Annotated in this window: 25 protein-coding genes, 2 tRNA genes, 1 rRNA gene and 1 pseudogene; 15 read left to right on the top strand and 14 right to left on the bottom strand. The window is 39.1% G+C overall.

What is annotated here, in order from left to right:
• Window positions 1-16: 16 nt before the first annotated feature.
• The 4 genes from AM592_RS19010 to AM592_RS18995 all read left to right on the top strand — a co-directional run bounded on the left by AM592_RS19010 (window position 17) and on the right by AM592_RS18995 (window position 6,258).
• The gene (locus tag AM592_RS19010) at window positions 17-1,390 is read left to right on the top strand and encodes a PTS transporter subunit EIIC (RefSeq protein WP_053605239.1); all 1,374 of its coding nucleotides are present in this window, start codon (window positions 17-19) and stop codon (window positions 1,388-1,390) included.
• A 221-nt stretch (window positions 1,391-1,611) separates the two neighbouring features.
• Window positions 1,612-2,976, top strand: coding sequence for a penicillin binding protein PBP4B (pbp4b, locus tag AM592_RS19005; protein ID WP_053605238.1), 1,365 nt, complete (start codon window positions 1,612-1,614; stop codon window positions 2,974-2,976).
• 95 nt (window positions 2,977-3,071) lie between these two features.
• A complete protein-coding gene (locus AM592_RS19000; RefSeq protein ID WP_053605237.1) occupies window positions 3,072-4,979 on the top strand; it encodes a glycoside hydrolase family 3 protein in 1,908 nt (635 codons plus the stop codon).
• Between the two features lie 136 nt (window positions 4,980-5,115).
• Window positions 5,116-6,258 carry an exo-beta-N-acetylmuramidase NamZ family protein gene (locus AM592_RS18995; RefSeq protein ID WP_376773400.1) on the top strand — a complete coding sequence of 381 codons (1,143 nt, stop codon included), beginning with the start codon at window positions 5,116-5,118 and terminating at the stop codon, window positions 6,256-6,258.
• Between the two features lie 56 nt (window positions 6,259-6,314).
• Here the strand turns inward: AM592_RS18995 and AM592_RS18990 are convergent, their stop codons facing one another.
• The gene (locus AM592_RS18990) at window positions 6,315-7,283 is read right to left on the bottom strand and encodes a bile acid:sodium symporter family protein (protein ID WP_053605236.1); all 969 of its coding nucleotides are present in this window, start codon (window positions 7,281-7,283) and stop codon (window positions 6,315-6,317) included.
• Between the two features lie 159 nt (window positions 7,284-7,442).
• Window positions 7,443-7,667: a hypothetical protein gene (locus AM592_RS18985; RefSeq protein ID WP_053605235.1), complete on the bottom strand. Its 225-nt coding sequence runs from the start codon at window positions 7,665-7,667 to the stop codon at window positions 7,443-7,445.
• Between the two features lie 241 nt (window positions 7,668-7,908).
• On the opposite strand from AM592_RS18985, the gene AM592_RS23555 reads away from it, so the two are divergent.
• Window positions 7,909-8,070 (top strand): aspartyl-phosphate phosphatase Spo0E family protein, encoded by a 162-nt coding sequence (locus AM592_RS23555; RefSeq protein WP_082364199.1) that lies wholly within the window; start codon window positions 7,909-7,911, stop codon window positions 8,068-8,070.
• 54 nt (window positions 8,071-8,124) lie between these two features.
• Here AM592_RS23555 and AM592_RS18980 read toward each other — a convergent pair whose 3' ends face one another.
• The 4 genes from AM592_RS18980 to AM592_RS24225 all read right to left on the bottom strand — a co-directional run bounded on the left by AM592_RS18980 (window position 8,125) and on the right by AM592_RS24225 (window position 10,638).
• Window positions 8,125-8,478, bottom strand: coding sequence for a VOC family protein (locus AM592_RS18980; protein WP_148564349.1), 354 nt, complete (start codon window positions 8,476-8,478; stop codon window positions 8,125-8,127).
• Window positions 8,475-9,509 carry an S-adenosylmethionine:tRNA ribosyltransferase-isomerase gene (locus AM592_RS18975; protein WP_053605233.1) on the bottom strand — a complete coding sequence of 345 codons (1,035 nt, stop codon included), beginning with the start codon at window positions 9,507-9,509 and terminating at the stop codon, window positions 8,475-8,477. Before AM592_RS18975 ends, AM592_RS18980 begins: the two co-directional genes overlap by 4 nt.
• Window positions 9,506-10,243, bottom strand: a complete 738-nt coding sequence (locus tag AM592_RS18970; RefSeq protein ID WP_082364197.1) for an SDR family oxidoreductase — start codon at window positions 10,241-10,243, stop codon at window positions 9,506-9,508. The genes AM592_RS18975 and AM592_RS18970 overlap by 4 nt, the downstream gene beginning before the upstream one ends.
• 218 nt (window positions 10,244-10,461) lie before the next feature.
• Entirely contained in the window at window positions 10,462-10,638 is a 177-nt protein-coding gene (locus AM592_RS24225; RefSeq protein ID WP_158320325.1) for a hypothetical protein, read from the bottom strand.
• Between the two features lie 171 nt (window positions 10,639-10,809).
• Here AM592_RS24225 and AM592_RS18965 point away from each other — a divergent pair, with 171 nt between their 5' ends.
• The 4 genes and pseudogenes from AM592_RS18965 to AM592_RS18955 all read left to right on the top strand — a co-directional run bounded on the left by AM592_RS18965 (window position 10,810) and on the right by AM592_RS18955 (window position 14,317).
• Window positions 10,810-11,352, top strand: a complete 543-nt coding sequence (locus AM592_RS18965; RefSeq protein ID WP_053605231.1) for a hypothetical protein — start codon at window positions 10,810-10,812, stop codon at window positions 11,350-11,352.
• Between the two features lie 10 nt (window positions 11,353-11,362).
• Window positions 11,363-11,710: pseudogene (locus AM592_RS18960) on the top strand (DUF4064 domain-containing protein).
• A gap of 621 nt (window positions 11,711-12,331) precedes the next feature.
• On the top strand, window positions 12,332-12,454 hold the full coding sequence (sinI, locus tag AM592_RS24015) for a DNA-binding anti-repressor SinI (protein ID WP_148564348.1): 123 nt from the start codon (window positions 12,332-12,334) through the stop codon (window positions 12,452-12,454).
• A 747-nt stretch (window positions 12,455-13,201) separates the two neighbouring features.
• Window positions 13,202-14,317 (top strand): GerAB/ArcD/ProY family transporter, encoded by a 1,116-nt coding sequence (locus AM592_RS18955; RefSeq protein WP_053605230.1) that lies wholly within the window; start codon window positions 13,202-13,204, stop codon window positions 14,315-14,317.
• A 444-nt stretch (window positions 14,318-14,761) separates the two neighbouring features.
• On the opposite strand, the gene AM592_RS24220 is transcribed toward AM592_RS18955, so the two are convergent.
• The gene (locus AM592_RS24220; RefSeq protein WP_158320324.1) at window positions 14,762-14,905 is read right to left on the bottom strand and encodes a hypothetical protein; all 144 of its coding nucleotides are present in this window, start codon (window positions 14,903-14,905) and stop codon (window positions 14,762-14,764) included.
• Between the two features lie 152 nt (window positions 14,906-15,057).
• On the opposite strand from AM592_RS24220, the gene AM592_RS23550 reads away from it, so the two are divergent.
• The 5 genes from AM592_RS23550 to AM592_RS18935 all read left to right on the top strand — a co-directional run bounded on the left by AM592_RS23550 (window position 15,058) and on the right by AM592_RS18935 (window position 18,801).
• Window positions 15,058-15,312: a YolD-like family protein gene (locus AM592_RS23550; RefSeq protein ID WP_225970275.1), complete on the top strand. Its 255-nt coding sequence runs from the start codon at window positions 15,058-15,060 to the stop codon at window positions 15,310-15,312.
• Window positions 15,313-15,436: 124 nt separating this feature from the next.
• Window positions 15,437-15,898, top strand: a complete 462-nt coding sequence (locus AM592_RS18950) for a hypothetical protein (RefSeq protein ID WP_053605229.1) — start codon at window positions 15,437-15,439, stop codon at window positions 15,896-15,898.
• Between the two features lie 280 nt (window positions 15,899-16,178).
• Entirely contained in the window at window positions 16,179-17,198 is a 1,020-nt protein-coding gene (locus tag AM592_RS18945) for a DUF3231 family protein (protein ID WP_225970274.1), read from the top strand.
• Between the two features lie 9 nt (window positions 17,199-17,207).
• The gene (locus AM592_RS18940) at window positions 17,208-17,672 is read left to right on the top strand and encodes a hypothetical protein (protein WP_053605228.1); all 465 of its coding nucleotides are present in this window, start codon (window positions 17,208-17,210) and stop codon (window positions 17,670-17,672) included.
• 118 nt (window positions 17,673-17,790) lie between these two features.
• Entirely contained in the window at window positions 17,791-18,801 is a 1,011-nt protein-coding gene (locus tag AM592_RS18935; protein WP_053605227.1) for a DUF3231 family protein, read from the top strand.
• A gap of 624 nt (window positions 18,802-19,425) precedes the next feature.
• Here the strand turns inward: AM592_RS18935 and AM592_RS18930 are convergent.
• The 4 genes from AM592_RS18930 to AM592_RS24215 all read right to left on the bottom strand — a co-directional run bounded on the left by AM592_RS18930 (window position 19,426) and on the right by AM592_RS24215 (window position 21,405).
• A complete protein-coding gene (locus AM592_RS18930; protein WP_225970273.1) occupies window positions 19,426-19,911 on the bottom strand; it encodes a hypothetical protein in 486 nt (161 codons plus the stop codon).
• The gene (locus tag AM592_RS24010) at window positions 19,892-20,248 is read right to left on the bottom strand and encodes a hypothetical protein (RefSeq protein WP_148564347.1); all 357 of its coding nucleotides are present in this window, start codon (window positions 20,246-20,248) and stop codon (window positions 19,892-19,894) included. The genes AM592_RS18930 and AM592_RS24010 overlap by 20 nt, the downstream gene beginning before the upstream one ends.
• Entirely contained in the window at window positions 20,245-20,445 is a 201-nt protein-coding gene (locus tag AM592_RS18925) for an XtrA/YqaO family protein (RefSeq protein WP_053605225.1), read from the bottom strand. Before AM592_RS18925 ends, AM592_RS24010 begins: the two co-directional genes overlap by 4 nt.
• Window positions 20,446-21,168: 723 nt before the next feature.
• Complete coding sequence (locus tag AM592_RS24215) at window positions 21,169-21,405, bottom strand: hypothetical protein (protein ID WP_053605224.1); 237 nt, start codon at window positions 21,403-21,405, stop codon at window positions 21,169-21,171.
• Here AM592_RS24215 and AM592_RS23545 point away from each other — a divergent pair.
• Entirely contained in the window at window positions 21,359-21,565 is a 207-nt protein-coding gene (locus AM592_RS23545) for a tyrosine-type recombinase/integrase (RefSeq protein ID WP_082364193.1), read from the top strand. The two genes, AM592_RS24215 and AM592_RS23545, sit on opposite strands and share 47 nt — an antisense overlap.
• Window positions 21,566-21,660: 95 nt before the next feature.
• Here AM592_RS23545 and AM592_RS18910 read toward each other — a convergent pair.
• From AM592_RS18910 to rrf, 3 genes are all read right to left on the bottom strand, one after another.
• Window positions 21,661-21,733, bottom strand: a tRNA-Thr gene (locus tag AM592_RS18910).
• 1 nt (window position 21,734) lies between these two features.
• Window positions 21,735-21,809 (bottom strand) — tRNA-Asn (locus AM592_RS18905).
• Between the two features lie 42 nt (window positions 21,810-21,851).
• A 5S ribosomal RNA gene (gene rrf / locus AM592_RS18900) occupies window positions 21,852-21,967 on the bottom strand.
• Between the last annotated feature and the right edge of the window lie 129 nt (window positions 21,968-22,096).

The following is a 22,096-nucleotide window of genomic DNA, read 5'->3' as shown; positions in this document are numbered from 1 at the left end:
TAAAGGGGGCTTTATCATGGATGAAGGAAGCAAATACAAAGTTTTGGCAGGTCAAATCCTTGAGAATATCGGCGGAAAACAAAACGTCGAGTCGTTTACTTACTGTATGACCCGCCTCCGGGTGACGCCAAAGGACGATCAGCTCGTTAACTCAGAAGCGATCAAACAGATCGATGGAGTTATCGGCGTTGTGAAAGCCGAAACCTTGCAGATCATTCTCGGAACAGGAATCGTAAACCGAGTCGCAGATGAGTTTGGAAAGCTCATCGGTTCCGCTGGTGATTTTGATTTAAAAGAAGCAGCCTCAAAAACGAAATCTGACATTAAAAAGAAAAACGCGACACCGTTTAAGCTCTTCCTTAGAAAAATCGCAAGCATCTTTATTCCTCTCATTCCGGCATTGGTCGCTTCCGGATTAATCAACGGGATTACTCAAGCCATTGTGCAGGCAGGTTGGCTATCAAAGGAATCCCAGCTCGCAATTATACTTTCAGTTATTGGAAAAGGGCTTTTTATGTATCTCGGCGTTTTAGTCGGAACGAACGCAGCCAAGGAATTCGGCGGCACCCCAGCTATGGGGGCATTGGCAGGTATATTGATTATTAATCCCGAGGTCGCCAACATCGTCCTTTTTGGCGAAAACCTGCTTCCCGGGCGAGGCGGACTGATCGGCGTGCTGCTTGCCGCGATCTTTATGGCTATTGTTGAAAAACAAGTGCGGCGCTTTATTCCTGAGTCCCTTGATATTATCGTCACGCCAACGATTGCCCTTCTGGTGACGGGGATTGTCACTTATGTCGTATTTATGCCAGTCGGCGGCTTTATTTCTGATGCGATAACATCAGGACTTCTCGCCGTATTGGATATTGGCGGTGTTGTTGCAGGTTTCATTCTGGGAGCAACCTTCCTTCCTCTTGTGGTCACCGGCCTGCACCAGGGTTTGACTCCCGTTCATTTGGAATTAATCAATGCCATTGGCGACGATCCTCTCCTCCCCATCCTGGCAATGGGTGGCGCCGGACAGGTTGGCGCGGCATTTGCCATCTATATGAAAACAAAGAAATCCCGCCTCAAAAAAGCCATTGGCGGCGGACTCCCTTCAGGATTACTTGGTATTGGCGAGCCACTCATATTCGGCGTTACCTTGCCGCTCGGCCGGCCTTTCTTAACCTTAACCGCTTGCCTCGGGGCGGGTGTCGGCGGGGCTTTTCAAGCAGCTTTTCATGTCGCGACACATTCCGTCGGGGTGTCAGGGCTCCCTCTTATATTTCTCGTCAATCCGAATGAAGTAATTCTTTACGTGGTTGGCCTCCTCATTTCCTACGCCTTCGGATATCTTTTTACGTACTTGTTTGGATTTAAAGACGAAATGGCAGCAGAATTCGATTAATACCTAATAAGGAAATGAACAGGTCATACTAAAGACCTGTTCATTTTTGTCACATATGACTTCCTTACTGAATTCTATTTATTAAAGGATTTATCCTCCCTTCTGTTGAACACATTCATATTAGTAAAAAATTACTTCTCTATTCATTTCCTTGGCAACCATGTTCCCCGACACAACGTCTTTTTACAAATCATAATTGTTACTGACAAGGAGTGATACGAATGAAACGTTTCACTACAGGGAGCGTGTGCTTTCTGTTGATAATCTCGATCACTATGCCGGCATTCGCATCCAGATATAGCTTGACCAGCCTCAATCTGGATCTGACGCAGGAGGGGAATTCACCCATTTTGAAAAAATCAAAGCGGCCGGAAGAAACAGGATTTTCATCAGAAAAATTAAAAAAAGTCGATCAGCTGATTAAAAATGACATCAAAGATGGGTTCCCGGGTGCTGCCATAGTCATCATCAAGGACGGGAAAATTGTCAAAAGCGACCAGTATGGTTATAAAAAGAAATACGAAGGTACCGAACTTTTAAAGCATCCTGCAAAAATGAAAAAGGATACTCTCTTTGATTTGGCCTCCAACACAAAGATGTATGCAACAAACTTTGCTCTCCAACGCTTGGTCAGTGAAGGGAAGCTTGATTTATATGAAAAGATTCAGCATTATCTTCCCGAATTTAAAGATAACGAAGATGATTCGATCAAAGGAAAAAATGACCTGAAAATTATTGACATTCTTCACCATTCTGCAGGATTCCCTGCAAGTATCCATTTTCACAACCCCGAAAGTGCAGGGGAGTTTTACTCACAGGATCGCGAGAAAACCCTCAGCCTTTTGCCAAAGATACCACTTATTTACGAGCCGGGTACAGAGCACATTTACAGCGACATCGACTATATGCTTCTTGGGCTCATTGTAGAAACAATTACCGGGAAACCAATGGATGAGTATTTGGAAAATGAATTTTATCAACCGCTCGGGCTAAAAAACACAATGTTTAATCCTTTACAAAAAGGCTATGAGGCAAAGGATTTTGCAGCTACTGAATTAATCGGAAACACGCGGGAAGGCATGTTTTATTTTCCTAACGTAAGAGCATATACACTGCAAGGCGAAGTACACGATGAAAAAGCTTTTTATTCCATGGACGGCATCTCAGGGCACGCAGGGCTTTTTTCTACGACTGAGGATCTGGCAGTCTTGCTGCAAACGATGCTGAATGGAGGCCGATATGGTAAGACCAAGCTCTTTGATCAGGAAACGATTGACCAATTCGTCCAACCTTCCGAAACAGATCCGACCTATGGGCTTGGCTGGAGACGAAACGGGTCCTCATCGATGGAATGGATGTTTGGCCCATATGCGAGTGAACATGCATACGGTCATACAGGCTGGACAGGAACAGTGACAATTATAGATCCTGAGTTCGATTTAGGAATTGTTCTACTAACCAATAAGAAACATTCACGCATCATTAATCCATTGGAAAACCCCAATCTTTTTGAGGGGGATGAGTTTGCAACCGGACAATACGGAGAAGTGGTTTCAGCGGTCTATGAAGCTTTAGAAAGACGGTAATTCCGTCTTTTCGCCTATTATTGTATAGACCACTATACCTATAAATAAGTTATTGCCAATAAACAAACAATAGCAGGAGAAATGGAGGAAAGAGCATGAAAGCAATAATGTGCGGCGTGTTGATTCTTTCGCTTGTATTTTTCGGCCAAGCCGGGACAGGAGCTGCAAGTGAACAGCTCCAAAATGCAAAAGACATTGTAAGCAGCATGACTCTCGAAGAAAAAATCGGGCAAATGTTAATGCCTGATTTTCGAAGCTGGAAAAAAGCAGGGGAAACATCGGCTTCAGGCTTAACGGAAATGAATGGCGAGGTTGCTGGGATTGTTGAAAAATATCATCTCGGAGGAGTCATCTTATTCGCTGAAAATGTCGTGGATACGGAGCAAACCGTCCGATTAACACACGGTTTTCAGCAGGCAAGCCCGGAAATTCCGTTACTCATGTCAATTGATCAAGAAGGCGGAATCGTAACAAGGCTGCAATCAGGTACGAACCTCCCTGGCAATATGGCGCTTGGGGCAACAAGAAATGAAAAACATGCCTATACGTCGGGGAAAATTATAGGCAAAGAGCTGCACTCATTAGGCCTGAATGTTAATTTCAGCCCGGTGCTTGATGTAAATAATAACCCCGGAAATCCAGTGATCGGCGTAAGATCCTACAGCTCTGAGCCCGGCCTTGTCGCAGGCCTTGGAATCGCGACAATGAAAGGACTACAGGATGAAAATATGTCAGTAACCGCAAAACATTTCCCGGGACATGGAGACACAGACACGGACAGCCACTATGGTCTGCCGCACGTTTCCCATGATGAAAAAAGGCTTCGCGAGGTCGAGCTTTACCCCTTTGAACAAGCGATAAATGCCGGTGTGGACGTAATAATGACGGCTCATGTCCAGTTCCCTGCCTTTGACGACACGACCTACATCAGCAAAAAAGACGGCCAGGAAATCATGGTTCCTGCGACTCTTTCCAAAAAGGTCATGACCGGTCTTCTCAGAGAAGAATTGGGATTTGACGGCTTGATTGTCACTGACGCATTAAATATGAAAGCTATCGCTGATAATTTTGGCCAGGAAGAAGCCGTCGTCATGGCTCTTCAAGCAGGTGTGGACATTGCTTTAATGCCTGCATCTGTCACCTCCCTCGAAGAGGAGTACCGTTTGGAAAACGTAGTCGAGACAGTAAAAGACGCTGTTTCAAACGGAAAGATCCCAATAGAACAAATCAACCAATCGGTCGAACGGATTCTCGCCTTAAAAATAGAGCGGGGCATCTATACTCCTGACACGTCTTCAATTGATGAAAAAGTTAACAACGCACTAGAAACGGTCGGCAGTAAAAAGCATCAGAAGCTGGAAAAGAAAATGGCAGAGGATGCCGTCACCGTTTTAAAAAATGAGGAGAAAACATTACCGTTCAAACCGAAGAAAAATGATCGCATTCTCATTCTTGCCCCGTTCGAGGACCAAGCAGAAGCAATGGAACGATCCATTCGCCAGATCAAAAAGCTAAGAAACTCGTCAATTGAAACGTATAGCTTCTCCGGACAAGTCGTAAACGATGAAGTCAAAGAGAAAATTGACCACGCCGATTACATTATCACGGGCTCTTATGTGATTCAAAATGATCCTGCCGTTCGGGACGGTGTCATCGATGACGTGATAGAGGATCCGAGCAAGTGGGCGACTGTTTTCCCTAGGGCTGCTATGTATTATGCCCAAGGACATGACAAGAAGTTTGTATTGATGAGCCTTAGAAACCCATACGACGCTGCAAATTTTGAGGAAGCAAAGGCTCTGATCGCCGTTTATGGATTTAAAGGCTATTCAAACGGCCGGTTCAGACAGCCGAACATCCCGGCAGGAATTGAGGCCATCTTCGGCAAATCTACGCCAAAAGGCAAGCTGCCGGTTGACATACCTTCGATCACAAATCCGGATGAAATATTATATGAGTACGGATATGGATTAAATCTCAAAAATGGAAAGCCGCTTGAATAAAGCAGGCATTGTAAATAGGGAGTATGAAGGGGGAAAGCAATTGAAAAAAACTGGAATTTCTCTAGTAACAGCTGTTTTTTTGGTCGGAGCATTGACCGGGACTAACGTATCAGCCGATCTCGAAACAGAAGGCAGGATGCACAAGGTAAAAACAGGAGTCGACATTCTGATAGCGGAAGAAAAGGATTTGCTGAAAGGGAAAAAGGTTGGACTTATTACCAATCCAACAGGTGTGAATGCAGACCTTACAAGCAGCGTCGATTTGTTACATGAGGAGTTTGAATTAACCGCTCTGTACGGGCCTGAACATGGAGTCCGCGGGGATGCCCAAGCAGGGGAATACGTTGATTTCTATATTGATGAAAAAACAGGACTGCCAGTGTATAGTCTTTACGGAAAAACAAGAAAGCCAACTCCGGAAATGCTGGAGAATGTCGAAGCACTCGTTTTTGATATTCAGGATATCGGCACAAGGTACTACACCTACATTTCAACCATGGCATATGCGATGGAAGCCGCCAAGGAAAATGATATTCCCTTTATCGTACTTGACCGCCCTAATCCGATTGGAGGAAAAAGCATAGATGGGCCCGTTCTTGAGACTGAGTTTTCATCCTTTATTGGACTTTATCCGATCCCTTTGCGCCATGGCATGACGGCTGGAGAGCTCGCTGCGCTCTTTAACGAAGAGTTTGGTATAGCTGCCGATCTTACAGTAGTGAAAATGAAAGGCTGGAGGCGTTCAATGAACTTTGACGACACGGGCCTTCCGTTTATCCTGCCCTCACCGAATATGCCAACGGTAAACAGTACTTTTGTTTATCCTGCAACAGGATTGATTGAAGGCACGAATCTTTCTGAAGGCAGAGGGACGACAAAGCCTTTTGAATTAATAGGAGCACCCTTTATAAACAGCACAGAGCTTGCCGAGCAATTAAACAACCTTTATTTGCCCGGTGTCCGATTCAGAGCAGCCTCCTTTACTCCGTCGTTCAGCAAGCACAGCGGTAAGCTAAGCCACGGAGTAGAGGTTTTTGTAACAGACCGGGACAAATTCAAACCGACCGAAACCGGGCTGCACATCATTAAAACCATACATGACCTATACCCTGACGACTTTAAATTCCTGGAAAACGGCCACTTTAATCTGCTAATGGGAAATGACTGGGTACAAGCAATGATTAAAAATGGCGCATCGGTTGAAGAAATTGTTAGTAACTATGAGAATGGTAAGAAAGACTTTATGAAAGTGCGTAAGAAGTACTTGCTTTACAATTAATGCATCGTTTCATGAGAGCTGTTTTTTGAGCTCTCTTTTTAAATGATCAGCCAATTCTATGCTGAACCTTCGCGAACAGGAACCGAAACAGGCTTATTTAAATATTTTCCGATTAAAAATCCATAAAATCCGGCGAGAACCTGCTGAAAAAGCATACTTGTAATCACGGGCACTGCCACAGGCGGAGGAAAGAAACCAACGGCAAGCACGGCTCCAACGCTAATATTTCTCATTCCGCCCGTGTAGATTAAAGAAATAATGACTTCTCTTGAATTTCGAAGCATCCTGCCTAATAACCAGGAGATTAAATAGCCTGAAAATGCCAAGATAAAGACGGTAAGAGCAGTCAACACGAACTTATAGTCTATGTGTTGAAAATATGGGGCAACGACCGAACTATTAATTGAAACAACAACAATTAATCCGAGCTTGGTAACCGGTGCAAGAAGCGTGCTTAAGCGCTTTGTTATTTTTGGGGCATATTGATTAAAGCCCATTCCCAAAAGAGAAGGAATCACAATCATTCCGAAAAGCCCTCTCATAATTCCCCAGACCTCCATATGAACCTGCTCTCCAACCAGTAAGGACAAGCTGAAAGGAACGATGAACGGAGAAAGAATCGTGTCGATTAAAATAATAGATAGTGTCAATCCAAGGTTCCCTTTATACATCGAAACCCAAATAACACTCGTAATGCCGGTTGGGATGATCATTCCCAGGATTAATCCAGTTATGGTATATGAATCTCCGTAAAAAAAGAGGTGGCCGGTACTCCAGGCAATAAGCGGCGCGATAATATGCAAGACAGCGATAACGATAATTAAAGGCAACGGATGCACAATCGCATGCTGAAATGATTTGAAGCTTGACCCTAAGCTTCCACCAAAAGTCATAAGGGCAAACACCCAAGGCACCAAAAAGGCTAAATACGAAAGATTGTCTGCAAGCAGTACGCCAGTAACGACACTAAGCGGCGTTAAAACAGGCATTACTTTTCCCAACGTGCGATTCAATTGTTGAAGCATACAAAAAACTCCTATTGATAATGAAAAGTCTTTTTAAATTTATTATACCAAAATTTAGAGATCCGAATGATACGAGAGAGGAAAAATTCGACCGAATGGGCGGAGAATAAGAAGTTGGAGAAAAAGGAATGGATAAACAAGCATGCTAAAAAGCCTTTTTTAGGCGTTTAAACTATAATTCTTTACAATTTGAACTGGAGCAACAGCAAGAATTCGTTCAGTGCGAAATGTTCGCATTTGATTTCTCGTATAACAAAAAGCTTTTACATGATCCTGCTCAATTTCAAAAACGTTAATCATTCTTTTGGAAAACTCGTTGCCTTTGTCATAAATGATCTCCACCGGCATGTTTTCTTTCATCGAACGCCTTAATAAAAAATCCATACTGTACTGTCGCTCCTTTCTTCATTTTTATCATAACACGAACAAACGTTCTTATCAATAACAGGTGGTTCAAAGACTGAATTCGATATGTTACAATTACCCATGTGTCATTTATTGTATTATTAACGAAATTTCCAAAAGAATTCCTTGATTTTCTATTGTAAATCTTTTATATTTATTGTAATATTTTGTACTATAAAGAATTTTATATCTGTTATCTTCTTGAAACGAGGTTGATTCGATGTTTTATTTGCCCTATAACCTGGAAGAAGAAATAGAGAATTTCAGAAGCCTATTGATTGAATGCGCCTTATCCATGGGATTTACCCACCCAAAAACAGTCGAGGTTAGTCAAGAGCTTGATGAGCTTATGAACATCCAACAATTGAATCCTAACCACTAATGCCTTCTTTTTTAGAAATGAAGAAAGTGCCGCAAAAGCAGCACCGAGGTTCGATTAAAGTTCAATCAGTTCAATGATTTCTCCATTTAAACCTTCGTAAAAGACTGTTTTCCAGCCGTTTTTCAGGCGGATAGGACCTTCACACGGCGCCAGCCCTTTGCACCTGAGCTTTCTCATCCATTCCGCCATATTTTCTATTTCCCACGTCATATGAGATCCATTCGTTACAAGCACTTTATCGTTTGCCTGAATCAATTCGATCCTCACATTCCCATGAATCAAAAAAGTGATGTCTTCATTATCTAAAGTTAACCGTTTTTCAACTTGAAAATGAAACATGGATTGATAAAATTTTTCAGCAGCGTACATATCAGCTACGTAAATTCCAACATGGTGCCATTTCATCATTTGCCTTTTAAAGGCAGAATAATGTTCATATCACCAAATTCGTGCCATAAGTAGTTTTTAGAAATTGCGTTTTGGTAGGCGGATAATAAGAACTCTTCCTGGACAAAAGAAGTAAGCATATCCAAGTGGCTCGCTTCCGGTTCGTGAAATCCCGTAATTAGTCCATCCGCTGCTCTCAGCGGATAATTTTTTGTGACATACAAGCTTGTCGTCCCTTCTTCTGCTTCGACCAAACCGTTTGCTCCTGCAGCAGTTTCCAATGCCCGGACGACTGTAGTTCCAACGGCAATGACTCTTTTTCCATTCCTTTTGGCTTCATTTATTTTTTCAGCTGTCGATTTAGGGACCGAATACGTTTCTGGATGTTTTTTTGGAGAGGGCCACTTGTCGTTTCCATAATAGCTTAACCCCGCATGAAGAGATAAAAATGCTATGCCAATCCCTTCTTTTTTCAAATCCTTAATCAGTTTCCAAGAAAACGCTCTTCCTGCCGAAGGCATTTCGACCGATCCGGGGGCGGTTGCAAATACTGTCTGATAAGCTTCAAGCGGCCAAGGATGATGAATATACTCATATCGAATCGGGTCGCCTGTTTCGTAAAATAGATGGAGCAAATCCGTACCTCGGGCTGGAAAGTCGATTTTAACAAGGGGCGGCACGCTTCCATATCCAGTTATGATTGCTGAAACGCCATTGGAGAACTTGAGGTTTTCTCCAATATTTAAACGACTTTCAGGGAGAAGCACATCCCATTCCGAATCTGACAAACGTCGGGAAAGCCTGACTTCTACGCTTTTTCCGTTATGATTCGCACGTAGTACCGCCGGGATCGTTCGGCTATTATTAAAGATCAGCAAATCGCCCTTCTCTAAATAGCTTCTGATATGAACAAATTGATCATGCTTAAATTTTCCCGTTTGTCGGTCTAGAACCAATAATTTCACCTGATCACGAGCTGATAATCTTTTTTCCGGAGGATCTGCAGCATGTAAAGCTTCAGGAATATGAAATTTCATTAATGATGTATTCATTTGGACGCCCTTCTATCGAATACAAAATTTTGCGCCTCAAATCGTTTTCCGTGCTCTCCTTCTGATTCCAGTGAAGCCAAGTATAGAAATACACTCGTAATATCTTCAGGTCGCGCCAGTTCATAATCACAATCCGGAACGGCCACGTGATGCATCTCTGTATCCATTTCCCCAGGATCAACCATATTAACTCTTATATTTGTTTCCTTTAGCTCATCTGCCAGTGTTTCAGTTAAACCTTCCACTGCAAATTTGCTTATTCCGTAAGCTCCCCATTCAGCAAATCCTGTTTTTCCAGCTTCTGAAGTAATATTTATGATGGATCCGCTGTTTCTTATCAGCATTCCAGGAAGGACACGCTTTGTTACTAAAAAAGGATTTAATACATTCACATGAATCACATTTGAAAACTCATCCTCCGGGTAATCGGCTATGAGACATGGTCCAGGTCCAAAGATAGAAGCATTGTTAATCACGACATCTATTCTTCCAAAGGCTTCCTCTGTTAAAGAAACAAATCGGTCTACATCTCTTATGTTTGAAACATCGGCTGTGACAGCAAGCACTTCAGCTCCTAAACGTTCAGCTTCTATTTTTGCTACCTCAAGTTTTTCACTATTTCTCGCGCAAATCGCAAGCCTTGCCTTCTGTTTGGCAAATGCTACGAGAAGCGCATACCCAAGTCCCTTTGATGCCCCGGTTATCATAATGACTGGTTGTTGATTCAATTTCATCATCCCCATTTCTATTGTTGTTACTTTGATTATAGAAACGAAAAGGAGGAAAAGGATCAGCTGGATGATTGAAATTTATATGTATAATTAATGCGACTTTTTTTGCGGCTTTTGGCTGAAATGTGTAGTGCTCTACTATGCGTAACAAAATCTTCTGTTCAAGCCGCAACCCCCGTGCATGAAAACGTTTTAATTATAGGGGTTACCAGTGAAAAGAACTAATCATCATACGAAAATGTGTAATAATCATTTTCTTGTCTTTCTTTTTCTTTTTCCTCTGAAGTTTTATTTTTTCTTTTTTCTCTGTTTTCTTTACTGAAATAGTCTGTTATTCCGAAGGCAATTATAGCTGCCACAAGCAATCCGCATACGATTCGTGCAGCTTCCATTAGCATGACCATACCCCCTTATGAGTTCAATTTAATTCATATTTTTGGTAAAGTCTAGCACTAAGTTTTTCAAATAATCATATTAAAATTTATGGTTATTTGCTTTTTTACTAAAACAAACAGATGCACAACCGATAATATAGATGTAAATATATTTATAAAAGGGGAAATTTTAAAGTGAAGAAGTTTATTGCATTATTCTTAGCACTTGGTTTATCACTAGCTCTTGCTGCCTGTGGTAATTCGGATGTTTCAACCGGGAGCGAAGGCAATTCATCTGAAAAGAAAGATGAAAGCAAAGAAGATTCTAAAGAGAAACCAAAAGACGATGGTTCAAAAACAGTAGATGCTTCTAAAAATTCAACGGAAGCAGTTGGAATGAAAGTTTCTTTGGGAGAAATGAAAGTTGCCGCTGATAAAATTTCAGTAGGGATCAATCTTGAAAATACAACTGGTGACGCTCTTAACTTTTATCCAGATCAAGGACAAGCTGTTGTTGGTGACATGCAATTAGAAGCCAATCTGTTTATGACGAGTGGGGAAATCGGTGGAGAAGTTCAAGGCGGAGTGAAACAAGATGGCGTTATTGAGTTTTTAGCACCAGAAGGAAAAGAAATTGATGTTGCTTCTATCAAAGAGGTCAAACTACTATTCGGTGACGTAACCACTGCTGATTTCATGAAAACAAAAGCAGTAGAGTTCACGGTACCTGTGAAGTAGGTGATCGTAAATGAAAAGAACAACTGAATTTGTGTTAGGATTAATCGGTGGGATTTTTGGATTTATTGGTGCGATCATGGCACTTGCTATCGGAGGAATAGATGCAGCTGTTAATTCGACTGGATCAAGTGATATTATAGGTTTAGGATGAGGAGCGATATTCTTATCCATTCTTGGGATCGTAGCATCTGTAATTGTTAGGAAAAAGCCTAAATTAGGCGGAATATTACTTCTTGTTTCAGGAGTAGGCGGACTTATATGTATCTCACTATTTTATTTACTGCCTGCCGTTTTATTAATTATCCCAGGGATTATGGGTCTTGTCAGAAAAGATAAATCACAAAGCATTTCAGCTTAAATATAGCCCTATTCTTATAGGGCTTTTTTTCAAACAAAAATAGAATGTACGTTCCCTTAATAATAAATTAATTTTTATTTTGTGGGGATTTTTTGATATCACTACCTCAGATTAAATGATCTAATGGCATCTGAAGCAATAGAAAATTTGATGAATTGGGGACCAAAATAATCAAATGGTCTCCAATTCGTCCATTTATCAAAACATTCTAGTCTTAATTCTAACTTCAGGTTCGGTTTCTCCAATTATTTCTGAGTCTGAGTATGAGGAACGAAAAAATTCGCTCCTCAAAGAATGGCATATTAATAATTTTTTTGAATCTGTCCCCATGCAAAATAAAATTAAAAAAGGCTTCTACTCATAAGTGAGTAAAAGCCTGTTATATCAATGTTTATATGTAAGCTTCCAAGCGGGCTCGAACCGCTGACCTCTTCCTTATCATGGAGATAATGGTACAAGGCAGCAATATTCGACTTTATGACAAACCCTTATATATAAACGTTTTATGGCTTGCCATTAGGCTATTTCATGACACTTAAAATCAATTTCTGGTCAGTTTGGTCAGTTGTTTAGTCAGTTTGGTCGGTTACCCATACCTACTATTTAAAAGGTGTGGAAAAAATGGATTACAAAAAACTAAATCTAGAATGGAGAGTATTAATTCTGCATGCGTTAGAAATAGGAATCAAGCCGAATGAGATAAAAGAATTCTTTAAAAAATATGAGATACGGAAGCCGGAATAAAGTTGGGTAAGTATAATGAAGGCAAATTGTCGTAAACTAAAGAGGCTTCCATGTAAGAGGAAAGATCCACTCTGTCTCCCAAGCTGCAGAGTGGATCTTTCCTCATAAAGGTTAGTTGTGTTTCTCTAAGATGTGTTCTGGCAAAAATGATTTAACCTTGGAACGAGTTTTAGTTTTTTGCCGCAAACAAAAGGTAGCATTCAAGGATGATAATGTCAATAATTTGAGATGAATTTGAGATATATGAACCATCTGATATATAGAATGAAAAAAAGCGAGTAATCATTTTGGTTGCTCGCTTTTTTTACTGGGAAATCATCACCTGACGAAGAGCATATGTTCCTATACATTTTACTCTTGAAAGGCAGTGTGAAAAGGTTGAATTACAAAAAACTAGGTCGAATGGAGATTGTTGATCTTGCACGCCGCTGGAAATCGGAATAGCGCCAGATGAAATAAAAGAATTCTTTAAAAAATATGACATACGGAAGCCAAAATAAAAAAGCGTTTATTAAAGTTAAAACTGTCGTATACTAATAAAGCTTCCTAGCCAAGTATGTCTCCGAGCTGCTTCCTTAAGAAGGTTATTTTGTTTCACAAAGATGGTTCTTTTCGTAAAGGAGCTGTCTTTTTTCATGTATCCCGAATTTTCTTCAACCTTTAATACATTCTAATAAGAAAAGAATTAATTAGATTTAACTGAATAAATGTATGGATCAGCCGGAATAAAGAGGAGACCTCTAGACGATGGAGAAAGCCAAAATTAGTGTTATCCAACTATTTGCTTTGATGTTTATGTTTGACATGGGAACTTCGGTGGTCATAAGTTATGGAATAGAAGCCAAAAAAGACGCATGGATTGCCATTCTTTTAGGAATGTGTGGGGGAATGGTCTTATTTTTCATTTACTACTTTTTATTTCGTCAATACCCCAATTTACCGCTTACCGGATATGCTAGAAAAATATTAGGTAAGTATCTGGGGTGGGTTATTGGATTGTTATATATTGTGTATTTTTTATATGTTTCTGCCAGAAATACGCGTGATTTCGGCGATTTGCTTCTTTCATCGACATTTCAAGAAACTCCGTTATTAGCAATCATTATCTTATTCGTTCTTGTGATTTGTTATGTACTTTATCTAGGAATTGAAGTATTAGGACGTACAGCAGAAGTAATGATTGTCATTTTGCTCCTGTTTGGGGCAGCAGCAAACTTTTTGGTTCTTATTTCTGGTAATGTTGACTTAAACAATTTGCGACCATTTCTGGAAAACGGATGGAAACCCGTCTTAACGACAGCCTTTTGGGACACTACTCCTTTTCCTTTTGGTGAAATGATTGTCTTTACGATGCTGCTTCCTTATTTAAATCAATATAGATTAGTGAAAAAATTGTGGCTGTCTGCCTTGATTTCAAGCGGTCTGATCCTAAGTTGGACAGCAACTTTAAATGTTACTGTTCTTGGGATAGACGTGATGGAGAGAGCTACGTTTTCTACGTTAGCAACCATCGGAAGGGTTAACCTTTTCGAGTTTATACAGCGACTTGATGCTATTGTTGTTTTTACCATGCTGATGACGGTGTTTTTCAAGGCATCCATCTTTTTTTATGGTGCCCTAATCGGGATGGTGGATTTGTTCAAGTTAAAAAATCACAAACTGATTATTTTACCAATTAGTTGTATTCTCATATTTTTGTCAATGAATATAGCCACCAGTTTTACGGACCATTTAGAGGAAGGTAATGTAGCTTTACAGAAATTACACCCTTTTCTGGTTATGGTTATTCCATTGTTATTACTACTGGTAGCACTGATTCGTAATGTTTTTAAGAAGAAAGCGGAGGGTAAGAAGATGGGCTAAAAATACGATTCATCGATATTGTCTATGTTATTAGGTAATATCCTCCAATCAGAAAACTTTTTATCAGGAGAGTTAGTGATAGTTCTTACTTGAACAAAGACCAAGCTGTGTGAAATGAATGACAGCAAAGTCTTCCGCATCATTTTCAATAAGACTTCATCTCACGAACAGGTGACTCTGAGCATAATATCAAAACCGGCCGAACTGAAAAAGAGCAGCGTCAGATCGTAAGGAGCCTTATCGCGCAAAACAGGATTAAATGGGATAAGGATAAGAATAATTGGATTGCGTATACGGATGATGGCTTCATCTTTTGAGAAGCATGTGAAGGATTAGAAAGGGGACATGAATTTTACTAGGTTTGAGGATATTGTGGATTTAAAAAAGAATTAGTATGTACCGGAGAGAATTAATCTCTCCATAATGTCAGCAAAATAATAGGTTTTATTGTTTGACCCATTTTTGTTCCATTATCGTTGGTTTAATTTCAGTTGAAGATTCATTTTTATTAGAGGAATTATTTTCAGTTGAAGATTCTTTTTCAGTTGAAGAGGTAGGGGATCTATCTTCTTCATAATGTTCGCTCATGGTTTTTATCACTCCAATTTCTCAACTTTTTTATTTACTTAAAAAAATATATTTTTCCTTTTTTTCAAACATATTAATAATCATATTCTGAGTAAGGTCCAAGTGTTTGTGCATATTCGCTAAGTATTATAAAAAGTAGGATTACCACTTTTATGTGCATAAAACTACAAGAATCGGCGCCAGAGGCATGTTATGTACATTTTGAAACCCTCTCCAATCGGAAGAGTAATTCAATGGAACTTGTTTTTCCGTTACAGTTTATTGTGTATGATGATGGACATTTTTGTGATGTCACAGGGCTTGTGGAATACATAAACGAGAGAACAAAACGGCTTCATGTTGTGGATAGTAAGGGAGATACAAACCTGGTCAAATTTATGGATATTGTGAATATAAAGCGAAAATAAAAAAGCTCACCGATTGGTGGGCTTCTTCTCCAATGATATAAGAACAAAAACATTTGATTGCCATCGATGGTTAATATTCAGATGTCATGGTAAAGCTAATTGTAAAAAAAGGAATATTTCTAAAATGTTTGGATTAATTGTAGCTGCTCTTCTTTTTAATTTTATTGTATTTTATACAAATAAGCGATTAACCAAAATACAGATCGTAAACATATGGATGTTCACAATAGCCTTTCAATATCTTTGCGATATATATATCATTTTTAAGTATCATAGGTACTGGTATTTTACTAAGGGTGTTGATTGGGAGTCACTTCCTGCAATAACAGTATTAATTCCACCTGTTAATATCATGTTTTTAAGCTGGTATCCGTTCGGAAAACCTTTTTATAAACGAATCCTTTATTTTGTATACTGGGTTGCCGGAACAACCCTTTATGAAGCTGTCGCATTACTGCCTGAACCGTGGGGATATTTTCATCATGGTTGGTGGAATTTGTGGTATTCAGTGCTAATTAACCCAATATTATTAGGTATTGTTTTGATTTATTATAAATGGATATGCTATCTTGAAAAACTCGACTAATAGGTCTGATTGTGCCCGCCTTAACAGGTGGGTATTTTTTCTTGTTGAATAAGGAACAAATGTTAGCGTGTTATCAAATAAGAGGTACACTTAGATCTTTTAGAGTTTTACGCATGATGATTATGCCTATTCCCTCGTAATAACTTCTTGTTTTAACACGTTATAACGAAAAATAAACGAGATTGTATTTAAATGAATAAATAAGCATTGGCAAAAACAAACTAAGTAAAAGTCTTATTCCGGATTCAAGTACATTACTTAATTGGAGGTAACTTTCAAAGTGGAAATAGAACATAAATCTAATGCAAAACTAACGGCTCCAGAACTTGCAGGTCTTTGGGGTCAATTTATGAATGATACAATAGCAATATGTTTTAATAAATATGCTTTAGCAATAGTTGAAGACCCAGAAATCAAATCTATATATGAAACCGCATTAAACCTTTCACAAACCCATGTAAAAACAATAAAAGAGTTCTTTGAACAAGAAAAATATCCAATACCTCAAGGATTTACGGAACAAGATGTCAATTTAGAAGCCTCGCGTCTTTATACCGATACCTTTTTCTTAAATTATATTTATGTAATGACAATGCACGGGCTAACTGGATATGGTGTTGCTTTAGGAGTTTCTGCACGTCAAGATATTCGGCGATATTTTTCTAATTGTAATATTGAATCAATAGAACTTTATAACACAATACTTGATGTGATGTTATCAAAAGGATTATATACAAGACCTCCATACATAAATCCGCCTGAGATTGCCGGATTAGCGGAAAAGCAAAACTTTTTAACAGGATGGTTTGGAGACCGGAGACCGTTGACCTCTACTGAAATAGGTAATATTAACTTTAATATGATTAAAACATATTTAAGTAAAGCTTTGACGCTTGGGTTTAGTCAAGTGGCGAATACGCAAGAAGTTCGTGAATATTTCGTAAGAGGGACGAAGATATCTTCTAAACATACTGAAGTGTTTAGTTCGGTATTTAGTGAAGACAATCTCAATTTTCCCATATCGTGGGATTCTATGGTAACTAATTCAACAAATACACCATTTTCCGATAAATTAATGATGTATCATATTGGTTTTTTAACAACTTCTGCAGTTGCTTATTATGGAGCTGCATTAGCAACTAGTCAAAGAAGAGATTTAGCTATACATTATACACGACTTACAGCTGAACTTATGAAATATGCAGAAGATGGTACAAATATAATGATTAAAAATGGTTGGATGGAAAAACCACCAACCGCAGATGACCGTATGGCTTTATCAAAAGGAAAAAAGAAATAATGATTGACAATGAAAAAGTCAAAACAAATCGAAGCATTACTTTGGAGCATTGCGTTACCTGGCTTTGCACAAATTTTAAACGGTAATTTATTTAAAGGGGTTCTTTTCATTGGTCTTGAATTTTTAGTAAACGTTCAAGCAAACTTTAATGAAGTGATTATTTTAAGTTTTCATGGAGAAATTGATCATGCGATTAAACAAACTGATTATCAATGGCTTATGTTTTATCCTTGTCTTTATATGTTCGCAATGTGGGACGCTTACAGGGACGCAGGAGCCGGGAAGGAACCATATTCATTCTTTCCCTTTTTGTTTGTTGCCTACTTCGTAACAGTGGGAACCATTTATTCCCCTATACTAACGATATTTGGGACAAGATTAGGACCCGTGTGGCTCCCAATTTTGTGTGTTATTTTAGGATCACTCGTCGGGTTTTTATTAAAAAAGATTTTTAGGAAAAAGCAGAGGGGGTAATTTAAATCTCATATAACAAGCTAACCGTTGATGGGCTTAGAATTAATCTCAAACTCACATATTTTAATTTGATATCGGAGAAATTATTACTAGGAAATAAAAAGTTGGAGGAATTTTAATGCAAACAGAACATCATGTTGATTTAACATCTGCGGAAATGGGCAATCTTTGGACGGCTTACCAAAATGATACGATGATCATTTGTGTCGTTAAATATGCTCTAGCCACTGTTCAAGATACGGAAATTCGTAGCGTTTTAGAATTTGCGTTACAGTTATCTCAATCACATGTGCAACAATTAACTGCTATGTTTAACGAAGAACAACTTCCGATTCCGGATGGATTTAACGAAAATGAGGATCTTAATTTACAAGCCCCTCCTTTATTTACGGATACTTTCTTTCTGACATACATTCACAATATGGGCAAAATCGGAATTGAATCATATGGGTTGGCCCTAGCTAATTCCTCTCGATTAGACCAATGTCAATATTTCACCAACTGTCTAACTGAATACACTCAACTATTTAACCAAGCATTACAGGTATTGTTATCAAAGGGAAACCATACGAGATCTCCGCATATTCCAAAACCAAAACAGGTTCAATACGTTCAAAAACAAAGTTATTTAACAGGTTGGTTTGGAAAGCGCAGACCTCTTAATTCATTAGAAATTTCGAATATCTATTTTAGTATGATACGAAATATATTAGGAAAAGCATTGGTCACGGGATTCAGTCAAGTAGCGAGGTCTCAAGAGGTTCGTAACTACTTGATAAGAGGAAGAGACATTTCAGCCAAACATATTGAAATTTTCGGCTCCATATTAAGTGAGGATCACCTGCCACCAGCTAGTAAATGGGATGCTGAAGCAACTGATTCAACGGTTGCCCCATTTTCCGATAAACTGATGATGTTTCACGTAACAGCTTTAATTTCGATAGGAATCACCCATTATGGAGCTTGTCTTGGGACAAGTCCAAGACGCGATTTAGGAGCTCTTTATCCTCGTTTAATGGCGGAAATTGTACAATATTCAGAAGATGGAGCCAATATAATGATTGATAACGGTTGGCTAGAGCAACCGCCACAAGCATCGGATCGAGATCAGTTAGCCAATAAACAGTGAATGCAATCTCCGGATTTTTATAGTTGTCGGGCTTGCTGTCGGTAACTGGTCCGTATTCACCATCTCCTTGTTGACGGATAGACACCTTTCCTAACGGAAGGTGCGGAAACAAAGATGGTTCTTTTCAAAAAAAGAGCCATCTTTTTTTAATTGAAACAAGAACATGTGTTAACGATTTCCAATGACAATAAAATAAAAAACGAGCATTCCCAAAAAAGGAATACTCGCCATTGTTCTTTCTTATCGTCAAAACCGATAAGAGTTCTAACACCAGTAAATTGAATATACATTTTCATATGTTGATTTTCAAGTCCCCAAATTTAAAAACATAGCCCACAAAATTTGTAGGCTATTGAAAAGCTTAATTTGACGGGATTTTTTGGGCTGCCCGTTTTCAAGTCTCTAAATTGAAGTTTAGTCTGCTTTAAACTAGCTGAAATATGACATATATAACAACTTCAGCTACAAGCAAATAAATAATGTACCTGGAATAATTATATACGTCATCTTCATAATTTTTTTACCTTTGAAAGTCCATGCGAATAAACCCAATAGTGTTATTAATAAGATGATCTCACTTATTAGTTTAAAAGACATGCTTCCTCCCCCATTACAGGTTATGCTTTACCACTCATTTCGACATTGCCATCCGTAGTAACCCAACTCGATTGCAATAGTTGCTGCACTAACTTTAAAACCGGCTTTAATTAACGAATTAAAAATCAATCTGGCAGCTAAATCATATTGCTTTGTTGTGATGTAGGTCCAGATATAACCTTGTAACCATTGTCTTGCAATATTACCATAACTGTTTGCCATTTTGTTGACAACACATTTACCGAAAGATGTAGCACTAGCATCTTGAAAGTCAGAAGTTGTTGCACCAGCAACCTCAGATTTTTGACATGAACCTGAGGAAACGGAATCGGTCTGCATCAACTCTTTCAATCTTACAGCTGCAGGATCTCCCGTCGAAACTTTTGCATTAAACAATTCTTTAACTTTAACCTTATATCCTTCATCTGTAAATTCCCCAACTTCTTCAAAATAAAATTTTAACACTTTCTCCAATTCCTTTTCTGAAGCCTGATCAGAAACTGTTGCATTCAATTCGCTTGCCTGGGCCTGTGAGAACTGAGGTAAAACAAAGGTCACCAACATTAATTTTCTGATTCATACCAAAGTATTTTTCCATTAAATCCCTATATATTGGATATAATAAGGTGACAAATAAAGATATAGTCGAAATTGTAAGAGCCTTACTTAACCCGTCTATTGAGCTATTTCTTACAAATAAAATCAATACTACTATCATAATTAATGGCGCAACAGAAATAAGAACTTTTGATTTGTTAAATACTTTGACTGGCTTTTTAAGTTTGTAAATTAAATGTAGTTCAGAATCTAATTTCTCTAACATCTTTTTATTAATATCATTTTCCTTCAAAACTCTTCCCCCTCATCAAATTTCACACGCTTCACCTTTCCCTGATGAGTAATGATCTTAGTCTCACCATGAGGAGGAAGCTTGGTCATTTTTGCTGTTCCTTCGCTGACTACAATAGCAAAGTTTTCCTGCTCTTCCATTACATCAACTTCTAGTCTCATTGTACTAGGATCGATTTTCAATTCCTTCAGTCTCATAATGTTCCCTCCTAATAAATGGCCAAAAGTCGATAATCATGCTTGTTTCATTAAATGGCGATTACAAGCCTTTTTTAGGGCATTTATTGTTGTGTATTTTCAACGTACCAAGATAAAAACTATCAACTTCCCCTGAAATTTATTTATTGTTTCAATTTTTCATGTCCATTAGTTTAATAATCTAGTATAATTCTTTTCTAAAAGGACGGAGGGATCTAATGGAAAACAAGTTCGACATGTATTTTAAAATTATTTTATTGCTTTTCTTAGGGATAATTGCCATAAGTCTTATATACATAGTATTTGAGTTATCCGAGTTATCCAACATTTCATCTAAGATTTTTGACCTTACTGATGTTATAAGAGTAGTTAGTGGGATTGGGGGATAAATAGCTCCCCCTTATTTATTAGCTCTCTTTCTATTGCACAGTAGTTGTCCATTCATCCAAACAACCCTGGCAAAATCAAAATAGCAAGGAGTGCTACAGCACCTGCCCCGGTGAATACAGCTATTAAAGCTTTCTCACGTTTCGCCATGACCACGCCGTTTGTCACAACCAAATCCTAATTTCGTTCAGCCATCGCAATGATTACTCAGCCGGAACCTTATATTTCTTTGACAGATATTCCACCGTCAGCACCTGATTCTTAGCAGCAAGAACGGAATGTTTAATTTGAGTTTGCAAAGGTATCATTCGGGATCACCTGCCAGTGCTTTTCTTGCTACTTACCTCTATCCTTTAAGATATCCGCTTCACCATGACCAAAGTAATCATCACAGTCAGAATAAAAACTCAATGCTTTTTTCAACCGTTCATTTTTCTTCCGAAGCTTAGTTGCTTTTTCACGAAGTTTGGCTTCCTTTTCAGCTTTAACAACCAAATAATCAAACGACTCTTTCCTAATTTCTACAATGTACGTATCCTCAAATATCGTTGTACGGATGCTGGCTTCATTCACAATTTCCTGTTCCTATCTTTTGAGCCAAGGTTACAGCATGAAAGTGATCCAAGAGCGACTCGGCCATAAAGATTACCAAACCACGATGAACATCTATGCTCATGTGTCAAAAAAGATGAATCAAGAAGCCGGAAAAGCTTTTCCGAGGATAAAAAAATGAAATTGGTCGGTTGTTTGGTCGGTTGTTAAATTCAGAGCATCAAAAAAGGTTTCTCCTATGATGGAGAAACCTTGTCATATCAACGTTTATTCGGAAGCTTCCAAGCGGGCTCGAACCGCTGACCTCTTCCTTACCATGGAAGTGCTCTACCTACTGAGCTATGGAAGCATGGCTCCGCAGGTAGGATTCGAACCTACGACCGATCGGTTAACAGCCGATAGCTCTACCACTGAGCTACTGCGGAATGGTCATAAAGCCGTTCAGTTTAAGCAAATAAAAAAAACTAGCTTGGCGGCGTCCTACTCTCACAGGGGGAATCCCCCAACTACCATCGGCGCTGAAGAGCTTAACTTCCGTGTTCGGCATGGGAACGGGTGTGACCTCTTCGCCATCGCCACCAAACTATGGGTTACGGCTTCCGATGAACGGCGGACTTCGTTGTCATCTTCGTTCAGTCGCATCCTCACGTACTTAAGTACGCTCCGGTGCTCCTTCACTCGATTCCTAGAATTCCTTGTTCCTCGGGAACCC

Origin of the sequence: Bacillus gobiensis (assembly GCF_001278705.1) — a bacterium.
Taxonomy (GTDB): Bacteria; Bacillota; Bacilli; order Bacillales; family Bacillaceae; genus Bacillus; species Bacillus gobiensis.
The sequence above is the reverse complement of the archived record's forward strand: the minus strand, read 5'-3'. Positions and strand labels throughout refer to the sequence as shown.